The sequence below is a fragment of the Bartonella sp. CB10SXKL genome (genome assembly GCF_042195515.1).
GTDB lineage: Bacteria > Pseudomonadota > Alphaproteobacteria > Rhizobiales > Rhizobiaceae > Bartonella.
Genome location: NZ_JBHION010000003.1, coordinates 25,146 through 49,623 on the forward strand (window position 1 = coordinate 25,146; position 24,478 = coordinate 49,623).

General features: G+C 39.9%; 15 protein-coding genes and 1 pseudogene. 8 read left to right on the forward strand and 8 right to left on the reverse strand.

Going from position 1 to position 24,478, the window contains the following annotated elements:
• Window positions 1-1,073: 1,073 nt before the first annotated feature.
• From ACFIK3_RS02535 to ACFIK3_RS02565, 7 genes and pseudogenes are all read right to left on the reverse strand, one after another.
• Window positions 1,074-1,296 (reverse strand): annotated as a pseudogene (locus tag ACFIK3_RS02535) (Arm DNA-binding domain-containing protein); the annotation flags it as partial.
• Window positions 1,297-2,537: 1,241 nt separating this feature from the next.
• Window positions 2,538-3,203, reverse strand: coding sequence for a YdcF family protein (locus ACFIK3_RS02540; protein WP_273790525.1), 666 nt, complete (start codon window positions 3,201-3,203; stop codon window positions 2,538-2,540).
• A 4-nt stretch (window positions 3,204-3,207) separates the two neighbouring features.
• A complete protein-coding gene (locus ACFIK3_RS02545; protein WP_375676201.1) occupies window positions 3,208-4,161 on the reverse strand; it encodes a cell division protein FtsX in 954 nt (317 codons plus the stop codon).
• A complete protein-coding gene (ftsE, locus tag ACFIK3_RS02550) occupies window positions 4,154-4,813 on the reverse strand; it encodes a cell division ATP-binding protein FtsE (RefSeq protein ID WP_273723097.1) in 660 nt (219 codons plus the stop codon). Before ftsE ends, ACFIK3_RS02545 begins: the two co-directional genes overlap by 8 nt.
• 534 nt (window positions 4,814-5,347) lie before the next feature.
• Window positions 5,348-7,291, reverse strand: coding sequence for an acetate--CoA ligase (gene acs / locus ACFIK3_RS02555; RefSeq protein ID WP_375676202.1), 1,944 nt, complete (start codon window positions 7,289-7,291; stop codon window positions 5,348-5,350).
• A gap of 526 nt (window positions 7,292-7,817) precedes the next feature.
• A complete protein-coding gene (locus ACFIK3_RS02560; RefSeq protein ID WP_273790522.1) occupies window positions 7,818-7,988 on the reverse strand; it encodes a hypothetical protein in 171 nt (56 codons plus the stop codon).
• Between the two features lie 1,209 nt (window positions 7,989-9,197).
• Window positions 9,198-9,887, reverse strand: coding sequence for a YggS family pyridoxal phosphate-dependent enzyme (locus ACFIK3_RS02565; RefSeq protein WP_375676203.1), 690 nt, complete (start codon window positions 9,885-9,887; stop codon window positions 9,198-9,200).
• 165 nt (window positions 9,888-10,052) lie between these two features.
• On the opposite strand from ACFIK3_RS02565, the gene leuS reads away from it, so the two are divergent.
• Window positions 10,053-12,695: a leucine--tRNA ligase gene (leuS, locus tag ACFIK3_RS02570; protein WP_375676249.1), complete on the forward strand. Its 2,643-nt coding sequence runs from the start codon at window positions 10,053-10,055 to the stop codon at window positions 12,693-12,695.
• A complete protein-coding gene (gene lptE / locus ACFIK3_RS02575; protein ID WP_375676204.1) occupies window positions 12,682-13,290 on the forward strand; it encodes an LPS assembly lipoprotein LptE in 609 nt (202 codons plus the stop codon). The genes leuS and lptE overlap by 14 nt, the downstream gene beginning before the upstream one ends.
• Here lptE and fsa read toward each other — a convergent pair.
• Window positions 13,287-13,940, reverse strand: a complete 654-nt coding sequence (gene fsa / locus ACFIK3_RS02580) for a fructose-6-phosphate aldolase (protein WP_273790517.1) — start codon at window positions 13,938-13,940, stop codon at window positions 13,287-13,289. The genes lptE and fsa overlap by 4 nt on opposite strands.
• A 1,150-nt stretch (window positions 13,941-15,090) precedes the next feature.
• Between fsa and ACFIK3_RS02585 the strand changes: the two genes are divergently transcribed.
• The 6 genes from ACFIK3_RS02585 to atpC all read left to right on the forward strand — a co-directional run bounded on the left by ACFIK3_RS02585 (window position 15,091) and on the right by atpC (window position 24,474).
• The gene (locus ACFIK3_RS02585) at window positions 15,091-17,286 is read left to right on the forward strand and encodes a primosomal protein N' (RefSeq protein WP_375676205.1); all 2,196 of its coding nucleotides are present in this window, start codon (window positions 15,091-15,093) and stop codon (window positions 17,284-17,286) included.
• 1,969 nt (window positions 17,287-19,255) lie between these two features.
• The gene (gene atpH, locus ACFIK3_RS02590; RefSeq protein WP_375676206.1) at window positions 19,256-19,837 is read left to right on the forward strand and encodes an ATP synthase F1 subunit delta; all 582 of its coding nucleotides are present in this window, start codon (window positions 19,256-19,258) and stop codon (window positions 19,835-19,837) included.
• Window positions 19,837-21,372 (forward strand): F0F1 ATP synthase subunit alpha, encoded by a 1,536-nt coding sequence (gene atpA / locus ACFIK3_RS02595; RefSeq protein WP_273790513.1) that lies wholly within the window; start codon window positions 19,837-19,839, stop codon window positions 21,370-21,372. Before atpH ends, atpA begins: the two co-directional genes overlap by 1 nt.
• 20 nt (window positions 21,373-21,392) lie before the next feature.
• Window positions 21,393-22,304, forward strand: coding sequence for a F0F1 ATP synthase subunit gamma (locus tag ACFIK3_RS02600; protein WP_273790512.1), 912 nt, complete (start codon window positions 21,393-21,395; stop codon window positions 22,302-22,304).
• Window positions 22,305-22,323: 19 nt separating this feature from the next.
• Window positions 22,324-23,949, forward strand: coding sequence for a F0F1 ATP synthase subunit beta (gene atpD, locus ACFIK3_RS02605; protein WP_375611724.1), 1,626 nt, complete (start codon window positions 22,324-22,326; stop codon window positions 23,947-23,949).
• A 108-nt stretch (window positions 23,950-24,057) separates the two neighbouring features.
• Entirely contained in the window at window positions 24,058-24,474 is a 417-nt protein-coding gene (gene atpC / locus ACFIK3_RS02610; protein ID WP_375654377.1) for an ATP synthase F1 subunit epsilon, read from the forward strand.
• Window positions 24,475-24,478: the final 4 nt, after the last annotated feature.

The following is a 24,478-nucleotide window of genomic DNA, read 5'->3' on the forward strand; positions in this document are numbered from 1 at the left end:
GCATTATTTGCTGCTCTATTTTAGAAAACGCTTTGTTTATTAAGTGGAGCATACCACTAGAGGTGAACGTTTCTTATAGCACACCACATCATGTGAGATATGATAGGCATATAAGCCTTCTTGAGGCATTGAATGTTTTGAGAATGCATGATGAATATTTTTAAATCTTTCTTGTCGAGTCTTATGGAAGTAAATCCTATTAAGGAGAAGTTAAATGGAACCCGTTAGAATGAGATTGCTTGCAGACTGAATTTTGTTAAAAATCTTCGTCTTCTGAGATATGAAGAGGAGAACAAATGAAATAGATTGCGCGACGGTTCTTAAGATTTAATTTAAAAAGAGGCGGGGAAGTGAATAGTGTATCTGCTAACAAACAAAAGAACAAAAAAGAAGGTTGATGCCAAAAACAGCTTAAACCTCCATTCTTCCAAAAAAATGAACTGGTATCGAGATAGCTGAGAAGTTTAAGAGGTTTCGTTTAGTATTTTTAAGATTTTCGGAAAAGAGGTTATGAGTATTTCTCACTTTTGGTTTTGCAGAGGGTGGTGCAAATTATAGGTGTTTAGGTTTATGCAAATAAATTATGATCGTGCTCAAGTTTTAAAATGTGACCTAAGACACAGCCATTTTCTGTTCCTTTATGCGAGTAACTTAGCTTTCTTTAGAATATTTTGTTTAAGGCATCGCTTTTTTCTGCCTTATCTCATGATTTTGGAGCTGAAGGATAAACAAGCCATTTGAGTTTCTAGGGTAAGGATGCCGTCAGATACTCGGTAGGGGGGCGTGATCTTAAGAACTAATACCGTGAAATGCGGGTTTGATTTAATGGTTTTGGTGAGGAAGACAAAAAGTTTGAGAGGCGGATAGCTTCTTATTTTGAATGATGTATCAATGAAAAGGGCTTTCATTTATTGAAAAAGAATAAGCTCATATTCAGCAGGTGTGAGATGAAGTAAGAGAACATCGTAATACCAAGCTGCAGTTATGCTGCTAAAGAACATAATGGCGCTAGTGATGAGCAATGGTATGTCTAGTTGGTATGGTGGTTATTCTCCCTCCTGCTACAAGTCCGATACAGAGCGCCATTGGTTTGCACATTCACGGGCTTGTTTTAAAGAGACATCTCTTAAGGCACCCAATCCCATTTCACGACGGCGCTCGTGAATGGTACAACGGTAAATCCATTGAGCACCTCCATCTTTACGCTTATGAAGTAACAAGCCGGCACCATCATTATATTTGCCAGCTCGTGGGTGTTGCGATAGACCTTGCATTAAGACGGTTCATAAGAGCCATTTTTAGTCATTTCTTGTACAGTTTTTATCCACACACTCATCCCGCTTGTGATGTGCAAGTAAGTGGTTTTAGTTGATTCAACATAAACAGATTTGAAATGAGAGAATCTGATGATATTGAGAGCTCTCATTCAAGTTGTAGCGTAATAAAATTTCATTATAAATCAATATGTTGTATGTAATAAAGCACCTTAGGCAGTGAGGTCACTAAAATTATGACGCATGAGCTTTAGCGGCAGTGATGAATATTCTCAGGCAGGGGTTTTCTTGTCGAGCTTTATGTGAGTAAACCATATAAATGGGGAAGCTGAGAGGAACCAGTCCAGAGAAAGTGAACTGTTTACAAATCGTTGCTGATAGGAATCATCGTCCTTTGAGATGTTGAGAGGAAATCACAATTCTTATGAAATCTGTCTTTTGAGGTGTTCTGATATTGAAGTGAGCAGGTGGAACGCGTTAGACAAGAAGCTGAGTTATTATTGTTTACAGATCAATAGAGTTTAAAAATTTTCGTTCTTTTTTGGGGAGGAAACCAGACAAAAAGTGATCTTAGAGAGCAAAATGATTTCAAAAAAGATTGCGATAAAAAACGTGAGGTATTTGTAGCGGTGTGCGTTTTTAGCTTATTCCTATCTGTGATCTAAAATGCTCTTATGAAGATGCTTTGTTGAATGAAGAGATTGTTACTAATATATTGACTTATAATGATAGTTTAACATTCTCTCTGTTGAATGAGAAATCTAACTATTATAAATTTTCTTATTTTAAATCTATTAAAATTATTTTTTTGCATGTCATACGAGGTTGGTATGTTCGTGTTTAAGAAAGGCGTAATGCATGCCTCTTACCAATCATCCCAAGAGGCTTGAGCTATCGTAATACTTGGGGGCGGCAAAATATAGGGTGGGGCGGTTTGCATTTTTATGAAGCGTAAAGACGGTGGTATAAATAGATCTCTATAACAAGTCGGGAGATTTTATAGTTGTCTGGGGGCTCTATTTACAAGAGCTTATATATTGAGATGGCATGTACAGATCCCGTGCTGTGAGATATGTTTGGGATGTAAGAGATGTTTTGGGTGAATGTGCAATACAGTGATACATGTATTGTGGGGTGTTCTGTGTTGTATGAAGGTAGCTCTGTCGAGCTTTTATAGAAGCAACCTCTTATGGAAGAGTATGAGAGAAAGGTATGAAGAGGTCAGAAGATGGCAAGGTTTTTAAAAAGTCAGAAGGATAAAGATTAGAATGCGGTTCTGATATAGACTTGGAGCGTTTTAATATATTGGAATATAAGAATGCGGATTTGATTGATCTGTTGTATTGCGCTTTCAGCATTGTTCTTTTTAACAGGATAGGCAATGAAATGGATATCAGGCATTAAATATTTAAGTTCTCGCATCGAGCGCCACACATGGTAATCATGGGTGACGATATAAAGGGTTTTATAGTGGTGTTTTTTGATCCAATCGGCGCTTTCTTTAGCATTTCCTCTGGTGTTAATCGCTTGATGCCCGATGTCAATACAACAGGAGATAAGCCGTCGGGTAATATGCATGTTATGCATGAGACTTTTCAGGTTGGTTGTGGTATTTACACCACTGATGAGGAGACGTGAACCAAGCCCCCTTTGTAAGAGATTAAGTCCTGTCTCTATTCGGTTTTCTCCGCCTGTCAGCACAATGATGGCATCAGCTTTGGGGAGAGGCTGTGGGGGAGAAAGTCGTTCAGTTTTTTCAGAAAAAATAATAAAACCGCTCCAGAAAATGAAAACAATGATTGAAAGAGTAAGGGTTGTCGGTGGAAAATAGCGAAATAAAAAGCGGGGAGACCAACTATAGTGGAGCCGTTTTGGAAGAGGACGTTCTAAATTGTTTTGCGTCAATGAGTTGTAAGTGTTGTGAGTCATAAAATTAAAATAAACCGTTTTCACATTGATCGATTTTTTTCAGTTGTGTTAAAATAGTCATGCGGTTTGTAAGGGTGGTAAGAAAAGAAACGAAAATAATAAGAAAAATGATTTTTCCGTAAGGAATGGAACTTATGGAAAGATGTCCAAATAAAGCTGTTATTTGGCTAGCTTCCACTCTTCCCAAGTTATAATTCGTCCAGAGACAAAAGGCTGAAAACAGAAATATGCTTGTAAGACCACCATATAAAGAACCACGCAGCGCGGTTTTAAAAAAATGCCAGTCAAATTGGCGGGCAATGAAAAGAGTTTCAGTACCAAGGAAATATAAGACATTGATAATATGTGTATTTTCTGCCAATGCATTGCGGGTGGCAAAAATGATGGTGAGGATAAGAGAGCCTAGAACCAATGCTAAAATTGAAAAACCAATGAAAACAGTGGTGTGTGCCATGGTCGCAAAACGATGAACCCAAACACGGTGATCATCAAATTGACCTCCTGGAATTTGGGTTTTAATGGCGTGATTAATGGCTGCAAAATTGATTTTTTCACCCCCATTCAGGGTCACAATGATGAGGCGGGGAAGGGGTAGTTCATTGACATTGAAGCCTGTTCCAAGCCATGGCTCCAGTAACTTTTCTGTAGCTTTTTGGTCAACAATTTTTGCATCTTGTACACCAGAAAATGTTTTAACCAATTGTACGGCATCACGGAGTGCTTTGTTGATATCAACATTGTCAATGGGGCGTATTTGTATTGTTGCTTCATAGCTAATCTGATTACTCCAATTTTGGGCGGCATGTTGGACTAAATCAACACCGATTAAGGTGAGGCTTGAAAGAAATGTCATAATAGCAATTACGGCAACCAATGCTTTTCCAGAAATATTACCACTGGGAATAATCGCTGTTGTATTTTTTTTATTGCTTGTAAAAATGGGGAAAGACTTATTCATGAATCGTCATCCGTCCGTTATGGAGAAGCATACGCCGTGCTGCAACTTGTTCCATTAAGGCAATATCATGGGTGGCAATGATAACAGCCGTTCCAAAACGGTTTAATTCAATAAACAAACGGAGGAGGCGTTTTGCCAAGGGCGGATCGACATTTCCAGTGGGTTCATCGGCAAGTAGAATTTCAGGTTGATCAATGAGTGCGCGTGCAATGGCTACCCTTTGTTTTTCCCCACCGGAAAGAACCGGTGGTAAAACATGAATATGATCTCCAAGACCTACCCAACAGAGAAGATCTTCCACTTCACTGCGATAGGTTGCTTCTTCTTGTCCTTTAATGCGTAAAGGTAAGGAGACATTTTCATAAGTGGTCATGTGGTCGAGTAAACGAAAATCTTGAAAAACCACACCGATACGTTGTCGCAGCGCAGGGAGCTCTTGTCGTTTGAGTAATGCTGTGTCTGTTCCAAATAAATCAATATGACCGCGGGTGGGTTTGAGTGCCAAAAACATAAGACGCATCAGCGACGTTTTCCCTGCTCCAGAGGCACCTGTGAGAAATTGAAATGATCCAGGAGGAATATGAAAGCTAATATCACGAAGGACCTCAGGGCCCATTCCATAGCGTAGGCCGACATTTTCAAAATGAATCACTTTTTATTATTACTCCTGATTTTATATTGCATCATTTATTCTAAGAACTCTTACTTTCATTGCTTTAGATTTTTTTGTAAGCTTGTTTATTTTAGATTTCATGGTTTTCAATATTTTTTATACACCCTCGTTATCGATAAATATTTTTGCTCAAGAATATTATCACTTATACTTTCTTTTTTTAGCTTTATTTATGATTTTAGCAGGAATTTCAAAGGGATTCTAGCATAAACATCAGAACTATTTTTCCTTCTTACTCAGAGGCTTTTTTTGCATTGAGTGGACATTGGGTGATTTTAAAAAGCTATGTTGCTCTTTTTATCTTACCTTCTTATTCTTGTTCGCATCCCAATCTTGAGGTTTTTGCTTAAATTATTTCTTACCTGTTATGAAAAAAAGCGTTTGTTGTTAGAATGATTGAGCTTCTCATGCATTGTTTTGTTTTTTATTCTCCTTGGTGGTTTTCGTAATAATGCTGAGATAATTTTAGCAAAAAAAACAAAAACCACCGTATGTTGTATTGCGTCGTGTTTTTTAGTTTTGTCGGTTGGCAATCAGATCTTCAACAACTTGTGGTTCGGCAAGGGTTGAAATATCTCCGAGAGTATCAAAATCGTTTTCAGCGATTTTTCGTAAAATACGTCTCATAATTTTCCCTGATCGTGTTTTGGGAAGCTGCGGAGCAAACTGAATTTTATCCAATATGGCAATAGAGCCTATTTCTTGTCTCACATGCTTGATAAGGTCTTTTTGCAATTCTTCACTTGGCTCTGTTCCTTCCATGAGAGTCACAAAACTATAAATTCCTTGTCCTTTAATGGGATGCGGGTAACCCACAATAGCTGCTTCTGATACAGCGGGATGAGAAACAAGAGCTGATTCAATTTCAGCAGTTCCTAACCTGTGCCCCGAGACATTGAGAATGTCATCAACTCGTCCTGTGATCCAATAATAACCGTCGCTATCGCGCCTACAGCTATCGCCTGAAAAATATTTTCCTTTATAGGAGGAAAAATAAGTTTGAATAAAGCGTTCATGATCCTTATAAAGTGTGCGCATTTGTCCGGGCCATGAATCACTGATACAAAGATTGCCTTCTGCTTCACCTTCTAAAACATTGCCTTGGGCATCAACAATTTGGGGTTGAACACCAAAAAAAGGACGTGTGGCCGATCCTGCTTTGAGGGGTGTTGCACCGGGCAAGGGCGTGATCATATGCCCTCCTGTTTCCGTTTGCCACCATGTATCGAGAATCGGACAACGGTCATTTCCAATTATATGATAAAACCATTCCCATGCTTCTGGATTAATCGGTTCTCCTACCGTGCCTAAGAGACGCAACGATGTTCTGTTTGAGTGTTCAACAAACGAATTTCCTGCTCCCATTAAGGCGCGGATAGCTGTTGGTGCTGTATAGAGCGTATTGACTTGGTGTTTGTCGACAATTTCCCAGAATCTGCCTTTGTCAGGAAAGGTTGGTGTGCCTTCAAACATTAAAGTGGTCGCACCATTGCATAAAGGTCCATAAACCAAGTAAGAATGACCGGTTATCCAACCAATGTCAGCCGTGCACCAGTAAACTTCATTGGGGTGGTAATCAAAAACATATTGGTGAGTCATCGAGGCAAAAACAAGATAGCCCGCTGTGGTATGCAAAACACCTTTAGGTTTGCCTGTTGAGCCTGAAGTATAAAGAATAAAAAGTGGATCTTCAGCATTCATTGGTTCTGGTGGACAAGCTGTTTTGGCATGAGCTATCTCTTCGTGGTACCAAAAATCACGCCCCTCTACCCATTGAATGGGTCCACAAGTTCGCCGTATAACCATGACTTGGTCCACATGCACGTTTTGGCGCGCTGCTATCTCAATAGCATGATCAACATTGTCTTTTAAGTTGATCCGTTTGCTGCCACGCAAGCCTTGATCAGCGGTAATAATGAAGGTTGATTCACAATCGACAAGGCGTCCTGCTATTGCCTCAGCAGAAAAGCCAGCAAAAATAACCGAATGAATAGCACCAATGCGGGCGCAGGCGAGCATAGCATAGGCTGCTTCGGGTACCATGGGGAGATAAATGGTTACTTTATCGCCTTTCTTAATGCCACGACTTTTCAAAAGATTAGCAAAACGACAAACATGTTCATAAAGCTCGTTATAGGTTATTTTTTTATCATGGTAAGGATTATCTCCTTCCCAAATGAGTGCGATTTTGTCTCCATGGGTTTTCAGGTGGCGATCAATGCAATTATAGGTAACATTTGTTATCCCATCTTCGTACCATTGAATGGAGACATCTCCGTTAAAAGAAGTGTTTTTTACTTTTGTAAAAGGTTTAAACCATTCAATGCGTTGACCATGTTTTGCCCAGAAGCTTTCTGGATCATCGATGCTTTCTCGATACCACTGTTGATAAGTTTCCTCATCGAGTAAAGTATTTTTTTTGATCTCTTCTGATACTGGATAGATTTTTTCAGTCATGTTTCCCTCTTTTTATTGTTTTGAAAATCTGCCTCTGTATTTTTGTATGGTTATATTTGTGGCAGAGTTTTCCCAAAAGCTTTTCATTGTGAGGTTAGACTAAATGACAAAGATTAGAATAGTCAATTTTTAAATCTGATGTGATGATATTAAAGAGGGTATTCTATGTTTTTAGGATACTCAAATATAGCAAAACCTATTGCGGTATAGAGCTTTTTATAAACACACTAAGACATTTTAAAAATGTCTATTATAAAATATTTCTCAAAATTTGATATAAACCAATATAGTTAAATAAAAGACTAACAAGAAAGAATATTGAGCTTATTAATAATGATTTTTTTAGAGAATCTTTCCAACTATAATAAATAAACTTATAATAAAAAAGATATATTAAACCAAAAAAAAATGTTGCTATAAGCGTTTCAATAATTTTAGAGATAAGATCTGTCATCACGCAATCCAAATTATAATATAATTACAAATTATTAACTTCAGAGATATCTTTATAGTTGCTCTCTAAAAATTAGAACCAACACTCATGAACTTTCTGTACGAACCTTAAACCAAAACCTCCGAAGAAACCAGTCGTGGCACCAGTAAGTCCACCCATAAGTGCACCTGGACCAGTTGCAGCTCCCAATGCTGCTCCGGTTATCCCTCCTGCAACTGCATAGTCAAAACCTTGTGCATTCATGTGAGAAAGAAAAGCATTAGGACTGCATGCATTTCCATGAGTAGGTCTTGAATTGTGCGAATGACCAAAAGAAGGCTTTGTCGCTATATGACCGAATGTGCTGCATGAACCAAAAATATTAATTCTCCTTAATTATCTACATTAAAAGTAGTATCATAATGATACATTTCAAATGTCTATCATGTATTTTTAGAAAAATGTCAAAGATAAATTTTAAAAATAACAATAAAAATACTGTATAAATAATATCTATACTATGTATACATGAAATCTTCTTCTTAAGAAGATAATAATATTATTTGCAATATTTTAAAATATAAGAAATATCCCCTGTTTTTCCTTAATTAAAGTTTAAAATTAGAAAAATTAGGCATATGAAAAGTTGAAGTTTTTCTCTTTGTTTACGAGATCGACAAAGGAATAATGATAAAGGAATATCGTTATTGAAATCGTTCTCATTTCCATTGTTTTGCGTGCATGTATTATGCGCATATGCTTGGGATTAGTTCTTTTATTTTTCAGGCGGATATTGACTGTATTTTACGCTTTGTAGAGCATAGAAAGGCTCTATGCTATCGTTGACCTTATAGATTGCTATCATGTTGTTTAGCGCGGTTCTTGGTGCTCTATTGAGCATTTGAGATGTTTATTTTGCTCAAGTGACTTACATGAAAGAGTTTTGTTACTGTATTATGTAACCATAAGCCTCTTTTTGTCTGCTTTATGCCATTGGCATGTGGGGAAATTGTTTACGCGTGTTGGAGAAGTTAAGAGAATTCATGATTTTCAATGGAAATCATTGCGATGATCTTATTCAATATTCTTTTGTAATTATTTATTTCGCGACAGTTTTTTCATTCATGCGCAACGCCCCTCTTATCATTTTGCCTTTATATAAGGATTTATTTTTTATATTGCTTTTGCTGGAGAGGCGGTCAGAGGGGAGTAAAGTAGAGCCAATGTGCGAGAATATGAGAGCCAAATTGCAATGCTATCTTGAAGCTATTGTACGTGTTGTGGATGTGCCGGTGAGAGATTTGAGAAACCAGCTTTTTTGCTTATTTTGCTAACAGGATGAAAGAGGGACTGGAATCTTTTTTGCTAGAATTGCTCTTTTATTGATATTGAAGGAAATATTTTTTCTCATTTCTGCTGTTTTTGGCTTGTTCGTAGAATTTTCAAGGGAGATTATATGAAGGGGGAATGAATTTACACAGGACGTTTTCCAAATAAAGCAGAGCCAATGCGAAGGACGTTAGAGCCAAACTGTAGAGCGGTTTTGAAGTCGCTGGACATGCCCATGGAAAGCTTTGGAAGACCTGCTTGTTTTGCTAATTTTGCTAACAGTGCGAAATAGGGGCCGGGGTTTTCATCGACAGGGGGAATGCCCATAAGTCCGATGATATCAAGTCCATAATTGTTTTTGCATTGAGAAACAAAAGATGTAGCTTCTTGTGGTGCGATACCACTTTTTTGCGGTTCTAAGCCAATGTTAACCTGAACATAGCAAGGAAGATGCCTTTTTTGTTTTTCCATTTCTTCAGCTAAGCTTTTGGCTATTTTTTCACGGTCAACCGTTTGAATAACATCAAAAAGTTTGATCGCCTCTGCTGTTTTATTTGATTGTAGGGGACCGATGAGATGAAGTTTAATATTTTCAAATTGTTGACGTAAAGCAGGCCATTTTTGTGCTGCTTCTTGTACGCGGTTTTCTGCAAACAAAGATTGGCCTGCTTGCAAAAGGGGTCGTATATCAATAGCAGAAACAGTTTTTGAAACAGCGATAAGTTCAATTTCTTCTACAGGGCGTTGTAGCTCTTGGCATATTGCTGCAATGTCTTTTTGAAGGTTTTGCCATGCTTCAACGGAAGGGGCATCGAGGGGCGTTTGTGTATTCATATTTTTGTGCTTTACCTTTTTTGTTCAAGAGTTGGTCGTTTTTTTTAAAGTTTTATAAAATACTTAGGGAAATATTTCACGAAAATGTTGACGATGAGGTTAATCCATGGTCAAGCATAATAAAACAAGTTTTTGGTTCTGTTTTATTAAAAGAGTATAATGGGAATGACAATTGGACATTATAATATAGGCGAACGCTATAATCCACGTGCGAGAGAAAAAAAATGGCAAGAAATTTGGGATGAAAAGAAAATTTTTCAGACTCTTCAAGAAGATGCTCGTGAAAAATATTATGTTTTAGAAATGTTTCCTTATCCTTCTGGCCGTATTCACATGGGGCATGTGCGCAATTATGCCATGGGGGATGTGGTGGCACGCTATAAAAGGGCAAAGGGTTTTAATGTGCTTCATCCCATGGGGTGGGATGCTTTTGGTATGCCAGCTGAAAATGCTGCTCTGCAAAGTAAAGTGCATCCTAAAACTTGGACCTATCAAAATATTGCGGTCATGCGCGGGCAATTAAAACAATTAGGACTCTCACTCGATTGGGCGCGTGAATTTGCAACTTGTGATGTGGAATATTACCACCGCCAACAAATGTTGTTCCTTGATTTCTATCAAAAGGGGTTGGTAGCACGTAAAGTGGCTAAGGTGAATTGGGACCCTGTTGATCATACTGTTTTGGCCAATGAACAGGTTGTTGATGGGCGGGGATGGCGTTCTGGTGCGTTGGTGGAACAACGTGAGTTGACGCAGTGGTTTTTCAAAATTAGCGACTTTAGTGAAGATCTCTTGGCAGGGCTTGAAGAGCTGAACCAATGGCCGGAAAAAGTTCGCACCATGCAAAAAAACTGGATTGGAAAATCACAAGGTTTGCTGATTCGTTGGGCTTTAAAGTCGGCGGGTGATGCTGATGATGTTTGTGAGAAATTTGATGAGGTTGTTTGTTATTCAACGCGTCCTGATACACTGTTTGGCGCTTCCTTTTTGGCTCTGTCTGTTGATCATCCTATTGCACAAGCTTTGGCAAAAAAAGACAAAGCGTTGAGTGCTTTTATTGAAAATTGTCGGTGTGGTGGAACGACAACAGCAGCACTTGAAACAGCTGAAAAACAAGGGTTTCTCACGCCCCTTTTGGCTGTTCATCCTTTCGATTCAACAGTACATATTCCCGTTTATATCGCGAATTTTGTGCTTATGGACTATGGAACAGGGGTTGTTTTTGGTTGTCCGGCTCATGATCAGAGAGATTTCGATTTTGCGCGTAAATATGATCTTCCAATAAAACCGGTGGTTTTGCCAAAAGGAGAGCAAGCAGAAGATTTTGTTATTACTGAAACAGCTTATACGGGTGATGGGGTGATGATCAATTCCAGTTTTTTGGATGGTTTAACACCCCAACAAGCTTTTGAAGAAGCTGCTAAAAAGCTTGAAAAACAAATGCTCAATGGGCAACCGCAAGGGAAGAAAACAGTGCAATTTCGTTTGCGTGATTGGGGGATTTCGCGTCAACGTTATTGGGGGTGTCCCATTCCGATGATCCATTGTACAACTTGTGGGGTTGTTCCTGTTCCACGTGCCAATTTACCGGTTGTGTTGCCTGATGATGTTACTTTTGATCAACCAGGAAATCCTCTTGCACGACATGAAAGGTGGCAGAATGTTACTTGTCCTTCCTGTGGTCAACCTGCCAAACGCGAAACCGATACCATGGACACATTTGTTGACTCTTCTTGGTATTATGCACGCTTTACGGCTCCTTTTGCACAGGAACCTGTTGACAAACAAGCAACAGCTGAATGGTTGCCTGTGCAACAATATATTGGTGGAATTGAGCATGCCATTTTGCATCTTCTTTATGCGCGCTTTTTTATGCGTGCTATGAAATTGGTCGGTCATGTGACGGTAGATGAGCCTTTTAAGGGGCTTTTTACCCAAGGGATGGTGGTGCATGAAACCTATCGGGATGATCAAGGGTGGGTTTCTCCAGCAGAAATTTCGATTGTTGAAAAAGATGGAAAGCGGTGTGCTTATAAATTAACCGATCAAAGTGAAGTGACGATTGGTTTGATTGAGAAAATGTCAAAATCAAAAAAGAATGTCGTTGATCCTGATGATATTATTGCATCTTATGGCGCTGATACTGTGCGTTGGTTTGTGTTGTCAGATTCTCCTCCCGAGCGGGATGTCATTTGGACAGAATCTGGTGTTGAAGGTGCACATCGCTTTGTACAGCGTGTTTGGCGCCATGTGGCTGTGAGTGCTTCTATTTTAAAGGATGTGGCGCCTTGTGCAGGGCATCAGGGGGCGGCTTTGGAACTCTCAAAGGTCGCACATCGCACGCTTTGCGCTGTAGAAGATGATTTGGAAAAATTCGCTTTTAATCGGGCTATTGCACGCCTTTATGAATTCTTGAATATTATGGCACCGTTGTTAAATAGGATAGAAAGTGTTGACGATGAAATGAAAGCTTCTTTACGTCAAGCTATGGATTTTTTTCTTGCCATGATTGCACCCATGATGCCCCATTTAGCAGAAGAATGTCATGCTGCTTTAGGAGGAAAAACTTTAATGTCTGCGCTTGCTTGGCCTGTTTATGATCGTGCGTTAACCGTTGCGGAATGCTATACTTTGCCAGTACAAATTAATGGTAAAAAACGCGGTGAGGTGAGCGTTGCAGCAACTGCTGATGAGGTGATGATTAAAGAAGCGGTTTTGGCGTTAGATTTTGTAAAGGCGCAGCTGGTTGAAAAGCCTGTGAAAAAAATCATTGTTGTTCCACAAAGGATTGTGAATGTCGTTTTTTAGAAGTTCTATTCTTGTCATTTTAGCTGGTGTATTCACACTGTTGTGTGGATGCAAAGTTGAACCGCTTTACCGTCAAGAGTTGCAGAGTGCAATGACAATGGATTCTGCTTCTTATGGGAATCCTGCTTCTGGACACCCTTCTGGACAAGCTTCTTTGGGGTTAGCGCAAAAGCTTGCTTCTATTGTTGTAGAAGAACCTTCGGATCGTTTTGGTCAAATGGTGCGCAATCATCTGCTTTTTCTTTTGTATGGAAATGGTGCTAAACCTTCTCTACCTGCTTATAAATTGGCATTGCAGATATCCGTCTTTACAAGAGAATCTATGCAGATAGAGGTTGATTTCGAGAAAAAGAGAAAGGGACGACCTTCTGTTGGAACTGTTATGAGCAGAGCTTCTTATACTTTGCAGGATATGAAAAATACTCTTGTTGCAAAAGGAACAGCAATGATGAATGCATCTTTTGAGCAACTTCGTCAAGAATATGCAACGCTGCAAGCAGAAGAAGATGCAAAAAAACGTGTTGCGGAAGAGTTGGCTGAACAGATCTTTTTGTTACTTTCAAAAGATCTGTTCAATAAAATTTCTAGACATTAAGCAATATTTTGTCCTGTTTTTTTCCAGTCGTCGAGGAATATTTGCAACCCTTTGTCGGTGAGAGGATGTTTGACTAGTGCTTTTAAGATTGCTGGTGGAACTGTTGCAACGTCAGCACCGCTTAGTGCTGCTTCTTTGACATGATTAACGGTGCGGATTGAAGCGGCCAAGATTTGTGTTTCAAAGTTATAGTTATCATAAATTGTGCGAATTTCATGAAGCAGTTCACTTCCATCATTTCCACAATCATCAAGTCTACCAATAAAAGGTGAAACGAATGTTGCGCCTGCTTTGGCGGCTAATAAGGCTTGATTGGCAGAAAAACAAAGTGTGAGATTTGTTTTTAGTCCTGCTGCTGTGAGGGCTTTACAGGCTTTTAATCCATCGAGTGTTAAAGGAAGCTTGATACAAATATTGTCGGCAACCTTTGCTAAAACAGCTGCTTCTTTCATGATGCTTTCAAATTCCGTTGCTGCAACTTCAGCAGAAACAGGTCCGCTAACGAGAGCACAAATTTCTTTTGTAACATCAAGAATATTGCGCCCTGATTTTAGGATAAGAGAGGGATTGGTGGTAACACCATCAACAAGGCTTAAATTCTGTAACTCTTGAATTTCTTCAATATTGGCGCTATCCACAAAAAATTTCATCTCTAACCTCTTTTTTTTAGCTTTATCCTATTTTTTGTTATGCGCTATTGTTGACTGCAAAAGCAAGAGAAAGAATTAATATCTGTGTAAAGAACAAGAATGCTATGGTGTTAATCATGTATCCGTTTTCGGTAAAGAAATATGATTTATCGTTTCCACACCCATTTCATAGTGTTGCTCGTGATAAGGCATAGAATTCATTGCGTACCAACATTTTTGCGTATTGGCATCTTTGCGTAGCGGTGTTTTTATATTTATGGAAATAAGCTAGCATTATCAAACACTTTGCTCATTTCCTATTTGCGATTGCTCTTGATATTTGAGAGTGCATCATAAGATACCTTCCTTTTTTAGGGGGTATGTTTAACTTTGTTTTTGATGAAAGCGGATGGATTTATTTTGTCGTAAAACACTGTTGAAGAACGCCTGTAAAATTTTACGCATGAAGGGTTTTTTTATGGTCAATTACATTGATTTATTCTGTTTTCCCCATTCTTCAAAAATACGCTTTTGTGCTGCTTGTATTGTTGCTTGATTTTCAATCAAGCTGAAAGATGTATACACGTGTTTTCACTTTTTGGCACAAAGCCAAGGTGAATATTGTAACGGCTCCATTTGCAATATTATTCTCCTTATAATTAAAATCATGGGATACTTTTTCATCAATAAGGATTTACAAATGTTCCTCGATGGGTTTGAAATGAAAAAAATCATCGTATTGAGGGTTTTTATTACAATAGGTAAAATGATGATTATATCTTTATAAATCAGTTTGTTGAAGATAAATTGAGATATGAGGCGGTAAAAAAATAAACGTGTGCGTTGGGAAGAGGTCATACTATGGGATCGCCTTGTTGAAGGATGCACTTAACCGATAGCATGTTGAATGCTTAATAGTGATGCGTTTTATTTACACAGAAGAATAGTGCTGTTTTTTTGCTATAGAGTTTTTTGTTATAGACGATGAGATTGGTTCTTTATATTGGCACTTTGGTGAGGGAATGCGTGTTAAAAAGAATTTTTGTTAGAAAAGTGTTGTGATCGGGGGGGATTGAATCCTGCAATGAATTTTATAAGAGTGTTTAAAGATAAGGTGTAGACTTGTTGATGCTCAATAGGTCGTAGATTGGTTTACAAGATGAATTCAAGCATGATAGAGGAAAAGATTGTATCCGTATTGGTTCCTCTTCCTGTTGCTCACGCTTATAGTTATAAAGTTCCATCTTCTATGGAGGTGAACGTTGGTTCCTTTGTTCGGGTTCCGTTGATGGGGCGTGAGCTTTGCGGTTTTGTTGTAGATGTTGGAGAGCAGACAGCCGATGGGCACAAGTCTGCTTCGGTGGCGCGTGAAAAATTACGCTTTCTGCTTCATGTTTTTGATTGCCCCCCATTAAAAGCAGAAATGATCACATTTTTGCGTTTTGTTAGTCGCTATACAATGGCACCTTTTGGTCTTGTCGCACGATTGGTTTTGTCGGTACCGACTGCTTTAGAGCCGGAAGCGCAGATGCTGGGTTTGCGATATTGTGGTGGAAATGTAGAACGTCTCACACCAGCGCGATCACGGATTTTGGAATTGGTGCGTAATGAGAAGATATGGACACGTTCTGGTCTGGCACATGCGGCTGGAACTTCGGTTTCTGTTGTTGAAGGTTTAAAAGCGCTAGGAATTTTTGAAGATGTTAAGGTTCCTGCTCCTGATCTTGTGGCAATGCCTGATCCTGATTTTTGTCCCCCTCAGTTGCAGGGAGCGCAAAGTGAAGCAGCAACATTATTGCGGGAAGGTGTTTTATCTTCTCAGTTTCAAGTTTTTTTGCTTGATGGTGTTACGGGTTCAGGAAAGACAGAGGTTTATTTTGAAGCGGTTTCTCAAGCCTTTAAAGAGGGCAAGCAGGTTTTAATTTTATTGCCGGAAATTGCTTTAACACAGCAGTTTTTAGATCGTTTTTATGCACGTTTTGGCGCTGCGGCAGCAGAATGGCATTCTGATTTGACGCCACGTCGTAGAGAACGCGTCTGGCGACAAGTTGCAGAAGGGCGGGTGCGTGTCGTTGCGGGGGCTCGTTCGGCGCTTTTTCTTCCCTTTCATGAGCTTGGCTTGATTGTTGTCGATGAAGAGCACGATAGCGCTTATAAACAAGAAGAGCGCATTTTTTATCATGCGCGTGATATGGCTGTTGCACGGGGCTCTTTTGAGCATTTTCCTGTTATTTTATCTTCAGCCACACCGTCGATTGAAAGCCAAGCCAATGTTTTAAAAGGGCGTTATCAAAAGGTGCATTTACCTTCCCGTTTTAAAGAAGCTGCACTTCCACAGTTGCGGGTGGTTGATATGCGCCAAGGAGGGGTGCAAAAGGGGCGCTTTATTTCCTTTGCTCTTGAAAGGGCTTTAAAACAAACGCTTGATAAGGGCGAACAAGCTCTTCTTTTTCTTAATCGTCGTGGTTATGCACCTTTAACTTTATGCCGAATTTGCGGACATCGTTTTCATTGTACCGATTGTTCAAGTTGGTTGGTCGAACATCGTGCGCAAGGGCAACTGAAATGTCATCATTGTGGATATCATGAACCACTTCCTCAAGCCTGTCCTGAATGTGGGACATTAGATCATCTCGTGGCTTGTGGACCGGGTGTGGAAAGAATTGCCGAAGAAACACAAATGCTTTTTCCTCAAGCGCGATCATTGATCCTTTCAACAGATCTCAAAGGAGGGATTGGGAAGTTGCGAAGCGAATTACAAGCCATTGCAAATGGCGATGTGGACATTATTATTGGAACACAGTTAGTCGCTAAAGGACATCATTTTCCCAAGCTCTCTCTGGTTGGCGTTATTGATGCTGATCTTGGTCTTGCCAATGGCGATTTACGCGCAAGTGAACGTACCTATCAGCTGCTTTCTCAAGTTACCGGAAGAGCAGGGCGTGTGGGATTGAAAAGTTTAGGATTATTGCAAACTTATCAACCAGATCATCCGGTTATCAAAGCCTTACTTGCATGCCAGCCAGAAGATTTTTACACACGTGAGATTGCAGCGCGTCAGCATTATCATTTGCCCCCCTATGGGCGGCTTGCCTCTTTGATTATCTCTGCACAACAGCGCCAAGCAGCAGAACATTATGCGCGCGCATTGCGTCAGGCAGCGCCACGGGAAAAAAATATCTCGGTTATGGGACCAGCAGAAGCGCCTTTGGCTTTGGTTCGGGGGCGTTATCGTTTTCGGCTTTTGCTGCAAGGACAGCGTTCTTTTGATATACAAGGGTTTATACGTGCAATGCTTAGCGGTACACCCAAAATGCCCAGTTCCGTTCGGGTTCAAATTGATATTGATCCGCAAAGTTTTTTCTAAAACCAGTATCGCATAAAGTGAAGGTCTCTTTGCTTAAGATGCTTTACTTGAACTCTTATATTATTCAGAATAAGCATCCAGGCAGCAAAATATGATACATGTACATTGCATTAAGTAGAGCTACGGGAAAAAATATCTTTGTTATAAAACCAGCAGAAGCGCCTCTCTTCTTCGAGGGCACTATCATTTCGGCTTTTACTCCTTTTTTGTATGAGGGACAGTATTCTTTTGATAGGCGGATTCTTTTTATAAGGGCTGAAAATGCTTAGCTGTACACCCAAAATACCCAATTCTATTCGCGTTCAAATTGATATTGATCTATGCTTTTTCTAAATCAGTACAATATAGTGCCATATAAAGTGACGCTATGTGGGCTTAATGAGGGACGTGTTTTTGATATTATTTGACCTTAAAGCCTTATGAAGCAGCGTTCATAAGATGTATCAGCGCTGTACGAGTCGTACCTGCGTTTGTATGCTAGATTAGGGCGAGAATATTGCATATATCTATTTTATTTATCTTTGACGAGAACACGGACTCATTTTGGAGCGTGAAGGTCAAAATGAGCATTCATCGTTGTCATCCTTATTCATTCGGCTCTAGAATTTTCAAAAGCATCCATAATAATAATTTTTATAAATAATAAATATTGATTTATAGTGATAATATGCCGTTATTCATATTATAGCCTCAACTATCGTAGGATTCTCTTATTTAAAATCTATTTATATTGATCAATCAAAACCATTCGTTTGCATGTTACAGATGGGGGAGCCTGTGTCGCGTAAAACTATACAAGAGAGGACCAAAATACCTAATCATCTCAAGAATTAAGGGCTGTCGTAAAATTGGGAGATGGCAAAGTGTGTGATGGTGCCGGCTTGTTCTTTCATAAGTGTAAAGATGGGGCTGCTCAATGGGGTTACCATTATAGCATTCATAGGCGTTGTCGTGAAATGGAGATTATCCATTGTTTCATGCTTTTATTACTTTCGTTCTCTAATGGGGGCACATTTTTCATGTAAAGCAGAACGCCCAAAGCGGAATATTACAGAACATCTATTGTATTACTACATTCATATGCTTGTTTAAGCAAATGTTTCTCAGCATACTCGAATTCATTTTACGATGTTTTTCGAGTGTAGAATATCAAAGCTTTCATGAATGAAAAAACCACGTTAAGGCTCCCCATCTTTATTTCATAAAGGTATAAAATGGCGCCATTTATTATTTAGCTTTGAGTATTACGAAAACTCTTAGTACTTGAGAGCGTTTATAAGAGGTGTTGTTTTCTTTAATCATTTCCTTTTTTGTTTGTGATGAAGCAAGGGAGTGATTTTGATAAAAAAATTTGAAAAGAGAGAATCTTTCGATATTTGAAGCTCATCCGGTATGAAAAATGATATATTATCATTATAAATCAATGTTTTGTATATTAAAAGAGTGTGCTTACAAGAAAATATTACTTGGTAAAATTTTTTAAAAGGAGTGGGTGTTTGAAGAAAAAAGATCAATGTTTTCTTTAATTTTTAGGAGGATATTCATTGTTTTTTCTTTCTTATCAGTTTGAAATAATAGACTTTTTCAGTCGCCGTCGTCTTTCGTTAAAGGTTTTGTGGTGATAAAGGGAATGTTTTGTTATGGTGACAAGAGCGTTTGGTGACAAGAGCGTTTGAAGAAAAATCAAAGAGAGTGAAAAAATCGCTCAGAGAATGTCAAAAAGAGGCATAAAAAAACTGTGATGCCATCCTGTATATCTAAAAAAATGCTTTTCAAAAATATTTTGAATATTTTATTAAAATTTTTGAAAAGCAGCGATTTGTGGTGTTGCGAGTCGGCTATGTCTATGCTAGAAACCAAGTGATTTTTGTTCTAGGTTTTAAGAAGAAGATTCTTAAGATTGAGAATGTCTGTTTCATTTCATCTGATAACTATCAGAGAGTCGCTCAAGGGAAAGAGGCGGTATTTCGTGTCGGATTCATTTTCTCTCATACCGCTGCCGTTGGTAGATCAACGCTATGCGCAAGCGCTTTTTGATTGCGTTCAAGAAGCCGGAAATGTCGAAAAGGTTGAAAAGGCAGTAGAGGATCTTTTGCTTGTTTTGGAGAATAAGGATTTAAAATTCTTTGTGCTCAGTCCATTCTTTTCAGTTAAAGAGCAAATTAAGGTGATGCAATCTGTTTGTGCAAACATCAAATTTGCTGATAAAAACGCAGGGCAGGTCATTGGTAATTTTTTACGCGTTATTGTAATAAACCGTAGGCTTAGTGCCGTATTTGGTATTTTACATGCTTTCCAGCGTTGTGTTGCACGCGTGCGTAGGCAGGTTACTGCGCAAATTGTTTCTGCGCGCCCCTTAAGTTCTCAACAAAGACAAGAGTTGTGTGAGGCTTTGGAAGGTGTTGTTGGAGGAAAAGTCTTGCTGCACATCATTGTGGATCCAACAATTCTTGGTGGATTAATCGTTCGTGTGGGGTCGTCTCAAATTGATACGTCCCTTCTCACAAAATTGTCTTCGCTTAAGCTTGCATTGAAAAAAGAGGTCAGCTGATGGATATTAGACCATCTGAAATTTCAAAAATTCTAAAAGAGCAAATCAAAAACTTTGACCAAAAGGCTGAGGTTTCAGAAATTGGTTGGGTTCTCTCTGTGGGAGATGGTATTGCTCGCGTTTATGGTTTGGATAATGTCCAAGCAGGGGAAATGGTCGCCTTTCCAAACGGTGTGCGCGGTATGGCACTCAATTTGGAAGTTGATAATGTTGGTGTGGTCATTTTTGGCTCAGATCGTGATATTCGTGAAGGTGATTGTGTAAAGCGGTTAGGCGCTATCGTCGATGTTCCTGTGGGCCCCGCTTTGCTTGGGCGTGTGGTTGATGCGTTGGGAAACCCTATAGATGGTAAGGGGCCCATTAAAGCAACAGAGCGTCGTCGTGTCGATGTTAAGGCTCCTGGAATTATTCCGCGTCAGTCTGTCCATGAACCGATGTCGACCGGATTGAAAGCGATTGACGCACTCATCCCTATTGGACGGGGGCAGCGTGAATTGGTGATTGGTGATCGCCAAACAGGAAAAACAGCAATTTTGCTCGATACATTTTTAAACCAAAAACCTTTTCATGAAAAAGGGGCTGGACGAGAGCAAGATAAAGTTTATTGTATTTATGTGGCTATCGGTCAAAAACGTTCGACGGTGGCACAATTCGTTAAAGTTTTAGAAGAACGTGGAGCGCTGGAATATTCTATTATTGTTGCAGCGACTGCTTCTGATCCAGCACCATTGCAATTTATTGCACCTCTTGCTGGATGTGCTATGGGTGAGTATTTCCGTGATAATGGGCAACATGCTTTGATCGGTTATGATGACTTGTCAAAACAGGCGGTAGCGTATCGTCAAATGTCTCTTTTATTGCGTCGTCCTCCAGGTCGTGAAGCTTATCCGGGAGATGTTTTCTATCTGCATTCGCGTCTTTTAGAGCGGGCTGCAAAGTTGAATGCGGAAAATGGATCTGGGTCGTTGACAGCTTTGCCAGTTATTGAAACGCAAGCAAATGATGTTTCTGCCTATATTCCTACAAATGTGATTTCGATTACTGATGGGCAAATTTTTCTAGAGACTAATTTGTTTTATCAAGGAATTCGTCCTGCTGTAAATGTTGGTCTTTCTGTATCGCGTGTTGGTTCTGCCGCACAAATTAAGGCGATGAAGCAAGTTGCTGGCTCGATTAAAGGTGAATTGGCGCAATATCGTGAAATGGCAGCTTTTGCGCAGTTTGGCTCTGATTTGGATGCGTCAACCCAGCGTTTGTTAAATCGGGGTGCGCGCTTGACAGAGTTGTTGAAGCAGCCACAATTTTCTCCACTCAAAACAGAAGAACAGGTGGTGGTTATTTTCGCGGGTGTGAATGGCTATCTTGATGCTTTGGCGGTTTCTGATGTTGCGCGGTTTGAGCAGGGACTTTTGGTGCTTTTGCGTAGTGATTATCAAGATCTCTTAAAGGCAATTGCTGAGCAAAAGCAAATAACAGATGAGCTGAAAGATAAGTTGATAACTGTTCTTGATACTTATGCGAAAAATTTCTCGTGATGAATTGATGGAATGCTTGAATGGCTTCACTAAAAGATCTTAGAGACCGTATCGCTTCGGTTAAAGCAACACAAAAGATTACCAAAGCTATGCAAATGGTTGCAGCGGCAAGGTTGCATCGTGCTCAAGAGGCAGCGCAGTCTGCACGCCCTTATGCGAAGAAAATGGCTGATATTTTGACCAGTGTTGCTGCTGATGTAGATGGTGTTGATGCGCCTGCTCTTATGCGTGGTACGGGGCGCGATGATGTGCATCTTTTGGTGGTGTGTACTGCTGAGCGCGGTTTGTGTGGTGCTTTTAATGTGCAAATTGCTCGTCGTGCACGTGAACAGATTAAGGCATTGTTGGCGGCTGATAAAATAGTAAAAATTATCACTGTGGGTAAAAAGGGCGCGGATATTTTATCGCGTGATTACAAAGGCTTGATAATTGACCATATCGATTTGCATGCTGTAAAGCGAATTGGTTTTGCAGAGGCAGTGATGATTAGTCAACGGATTGTTGATTTATTCAATGAAGGCGCTTTCGATGTCTGTACGCTGTTTTATTCTGAATTTGTTTCCGTAATTAATCAGCGTCCAACAGCTTTGGATTTGATTCCAATGGTTGCTCCAAAAGCAGCTGTTGGGGCAATAGATGTTGTGGAGCAAACCGATCATAACACAGGTTCACAATCGATTGTTTATGAATATGAACCTGATGCTGCGTCTCTTTTAGAGGCCCTTGTACCACGTAATCTTTCGGTGCAAATCTTTCGGGCTTTGCTGGAAAATGTTGCTGGTGAGATGGGCGCCAAGATGACAGCTATGGATAATGCATCGCGCAATGCGGGTGAAATGATTAGTAAATTGACGGTGGCTTATAATCGTCAACGTCAAGCACAGATTACGACAGAATTGATCGAAATTATTGCGGGCGCTGAAGCGCTTTAAATGGAGAAGGTAAGGATTGATGGTAAAAGCAGTAACCTCAAGCAAAGGAACAGAAAAAGGTGAAAAAAAGAAACCAGCTGCTCGTTCTAGCGTGAAAAAAGCCGCTTCGAAATCTCAAGTGGATGTAAAGGCTTCCTCTGTACCTGCGCGTGATGCAGCTAAAGATACACCTGTAAAAAAAGATACATCCGCAAAAAAAGAAGAGCGTGCAAAAGGCGCTGTTGGTGAAATCAAGCAGATTATTGGTGCTGTCGTTGATGTGCAATTTGAAGGTGAATTGCCAAATATTCTCAACGCTTTGGAAACAGAGAATTTAGGTAATCGCTTGGTATTAGAAGTTGCGCAGCATTTGGGTGAAAATACCGTGCGTACGATTGCTATGGATACGACTGATGGTTTGATGCGGGGCCAAAAGGTTGTGGATACAGGCACACAAATTAGCGTTCCTGTAGGAGAAGCAACGTTGGGACGTATTATGAATGTGATTGGGGAGCCGGTGGATAATGTGGGACCAATCGCTTCAACCAAAACACGTTCTATTCACCAAGAGGCACCTGAATATGTTGAGCAATCGACTGTTTCGGAAATTCTCGTCACCGGTATTAAAGTCGTGGATTTGTTAGCCCCTTATTCTAAAGGGGGTAAAATTGGCTTGTTTGGTGGTGCTGGTGTTGGAAAAACCGTTCTCATTATGGAGCTTATAAACAATATTGCAAAAGCACATGGTGGCTATTCTGTATTTGCTGGTGTGGGAGAACGTACACGTGAAGGAAATGATCTTTATTATGAAATGATCGAAAGCCGCGTGAATGTGAATCCAAAAGAGAATAATGGTTCAACGGAAGGGTCAAAGTGTGCCCTTGTTTACGGGCAAATGAATGAACCACCAGGAGCACGTGCGCGTGTGGCTCTTTCAGGATTGACAATTGCAGAAAGTTTCCGTGATGAAGGACAAGATGTTCTCTTCTTTGTGGATAATATTTTCCGTTTCACGCAAGCAGGAGCTGAGGTATCTGCTCTTTTAGGACGTATTCCTTCTGCTGTTGGGTATCAGCCTACCTTGGCAACGGATATGGGGGCGTTGCAAGAACGTATTACCAGTACAAAAACAGGCTCTATTACTTCCGTTCAGGCAATTTATGTTCCGGCAGATGACTTGACGGATCCGGCGCCTGCAGCGTCTTTTGCTCATTTGGATGCAACAACTGTGCTTTCGCGCTCTATTGCGGAAAAGGGAATTTATCCGGCGGTTGATCCGCTTGACTCTTTTTCACGTATGTTGGATCCATTGATTGTGGGGGAAGAGCATTACACAGTTGCTTGTCAAGTACAAACCATTTTACAACGTTATAGAGCGCTTCAGGATATTATTGCTATTCTTGGAATGGATGAACTTTCTGAAGATGACAAGTTGCTGGTGGGGCGGGCGCGTAAAATTGAACGTTTCCTTTCACAACCTTTCCATGTTGCGGAAGCCTTTACTGGTTCGCCGGGGAAACTCGTTCCTTTAGAAGAGACAATCAAAGGCTTTAAAGGTCTTTGTGCTGGCGATTATGATGATTTGCCAGAAGCTGCTTTTTATATGGTTGGTTCGATTGATGAAGCACTTGAAAAAGGAAAGCGTCTCATGGCAGAGGCTTCTTAGTAAGAAGCTTCTTATTCAAGAAAAAACTGTCATGGGTATTTTTCGTTAAAAAGGACGCATCGTTGAAGAAAACAAAGAGTCCTTATATCGGGTATTGTGGAGATTTTTGTGGAAAACAATAGAGAAGAGCATTTTTTATTTGAGCTTGTATCGCCTGAAAAAATTGTGTTTTCAGAGCAGGTAGTGTCTGTTGTTCTTCCTTCAGCCTCAGGTTATTTGACAGTTATGGCGCATCATGCGCCATTGGTGGCAAGTATTGTGTTGGGTAGTGTTCGTGTTCGCACCTCTTTGGGTGAAAAATTATTTGCTGTATGCGGGGGCGTTGCAAATATTACCTTTTCGGGCTGCTCTTTATTGGTAGAGCACGTTGTGGCTGTAGAGAATCTTTCTTTTGATGCATTAGAACAGCAGATTTTGCAGATTCAAGCGACGTTAGAAGGAGGGATAAGTGATGAGGACAATCATAAAATAGAGTCTTTTTTCCAGCAGTTGTCAGCTGATGGTGCTGTATTGATAGAAGCGTAGCAGA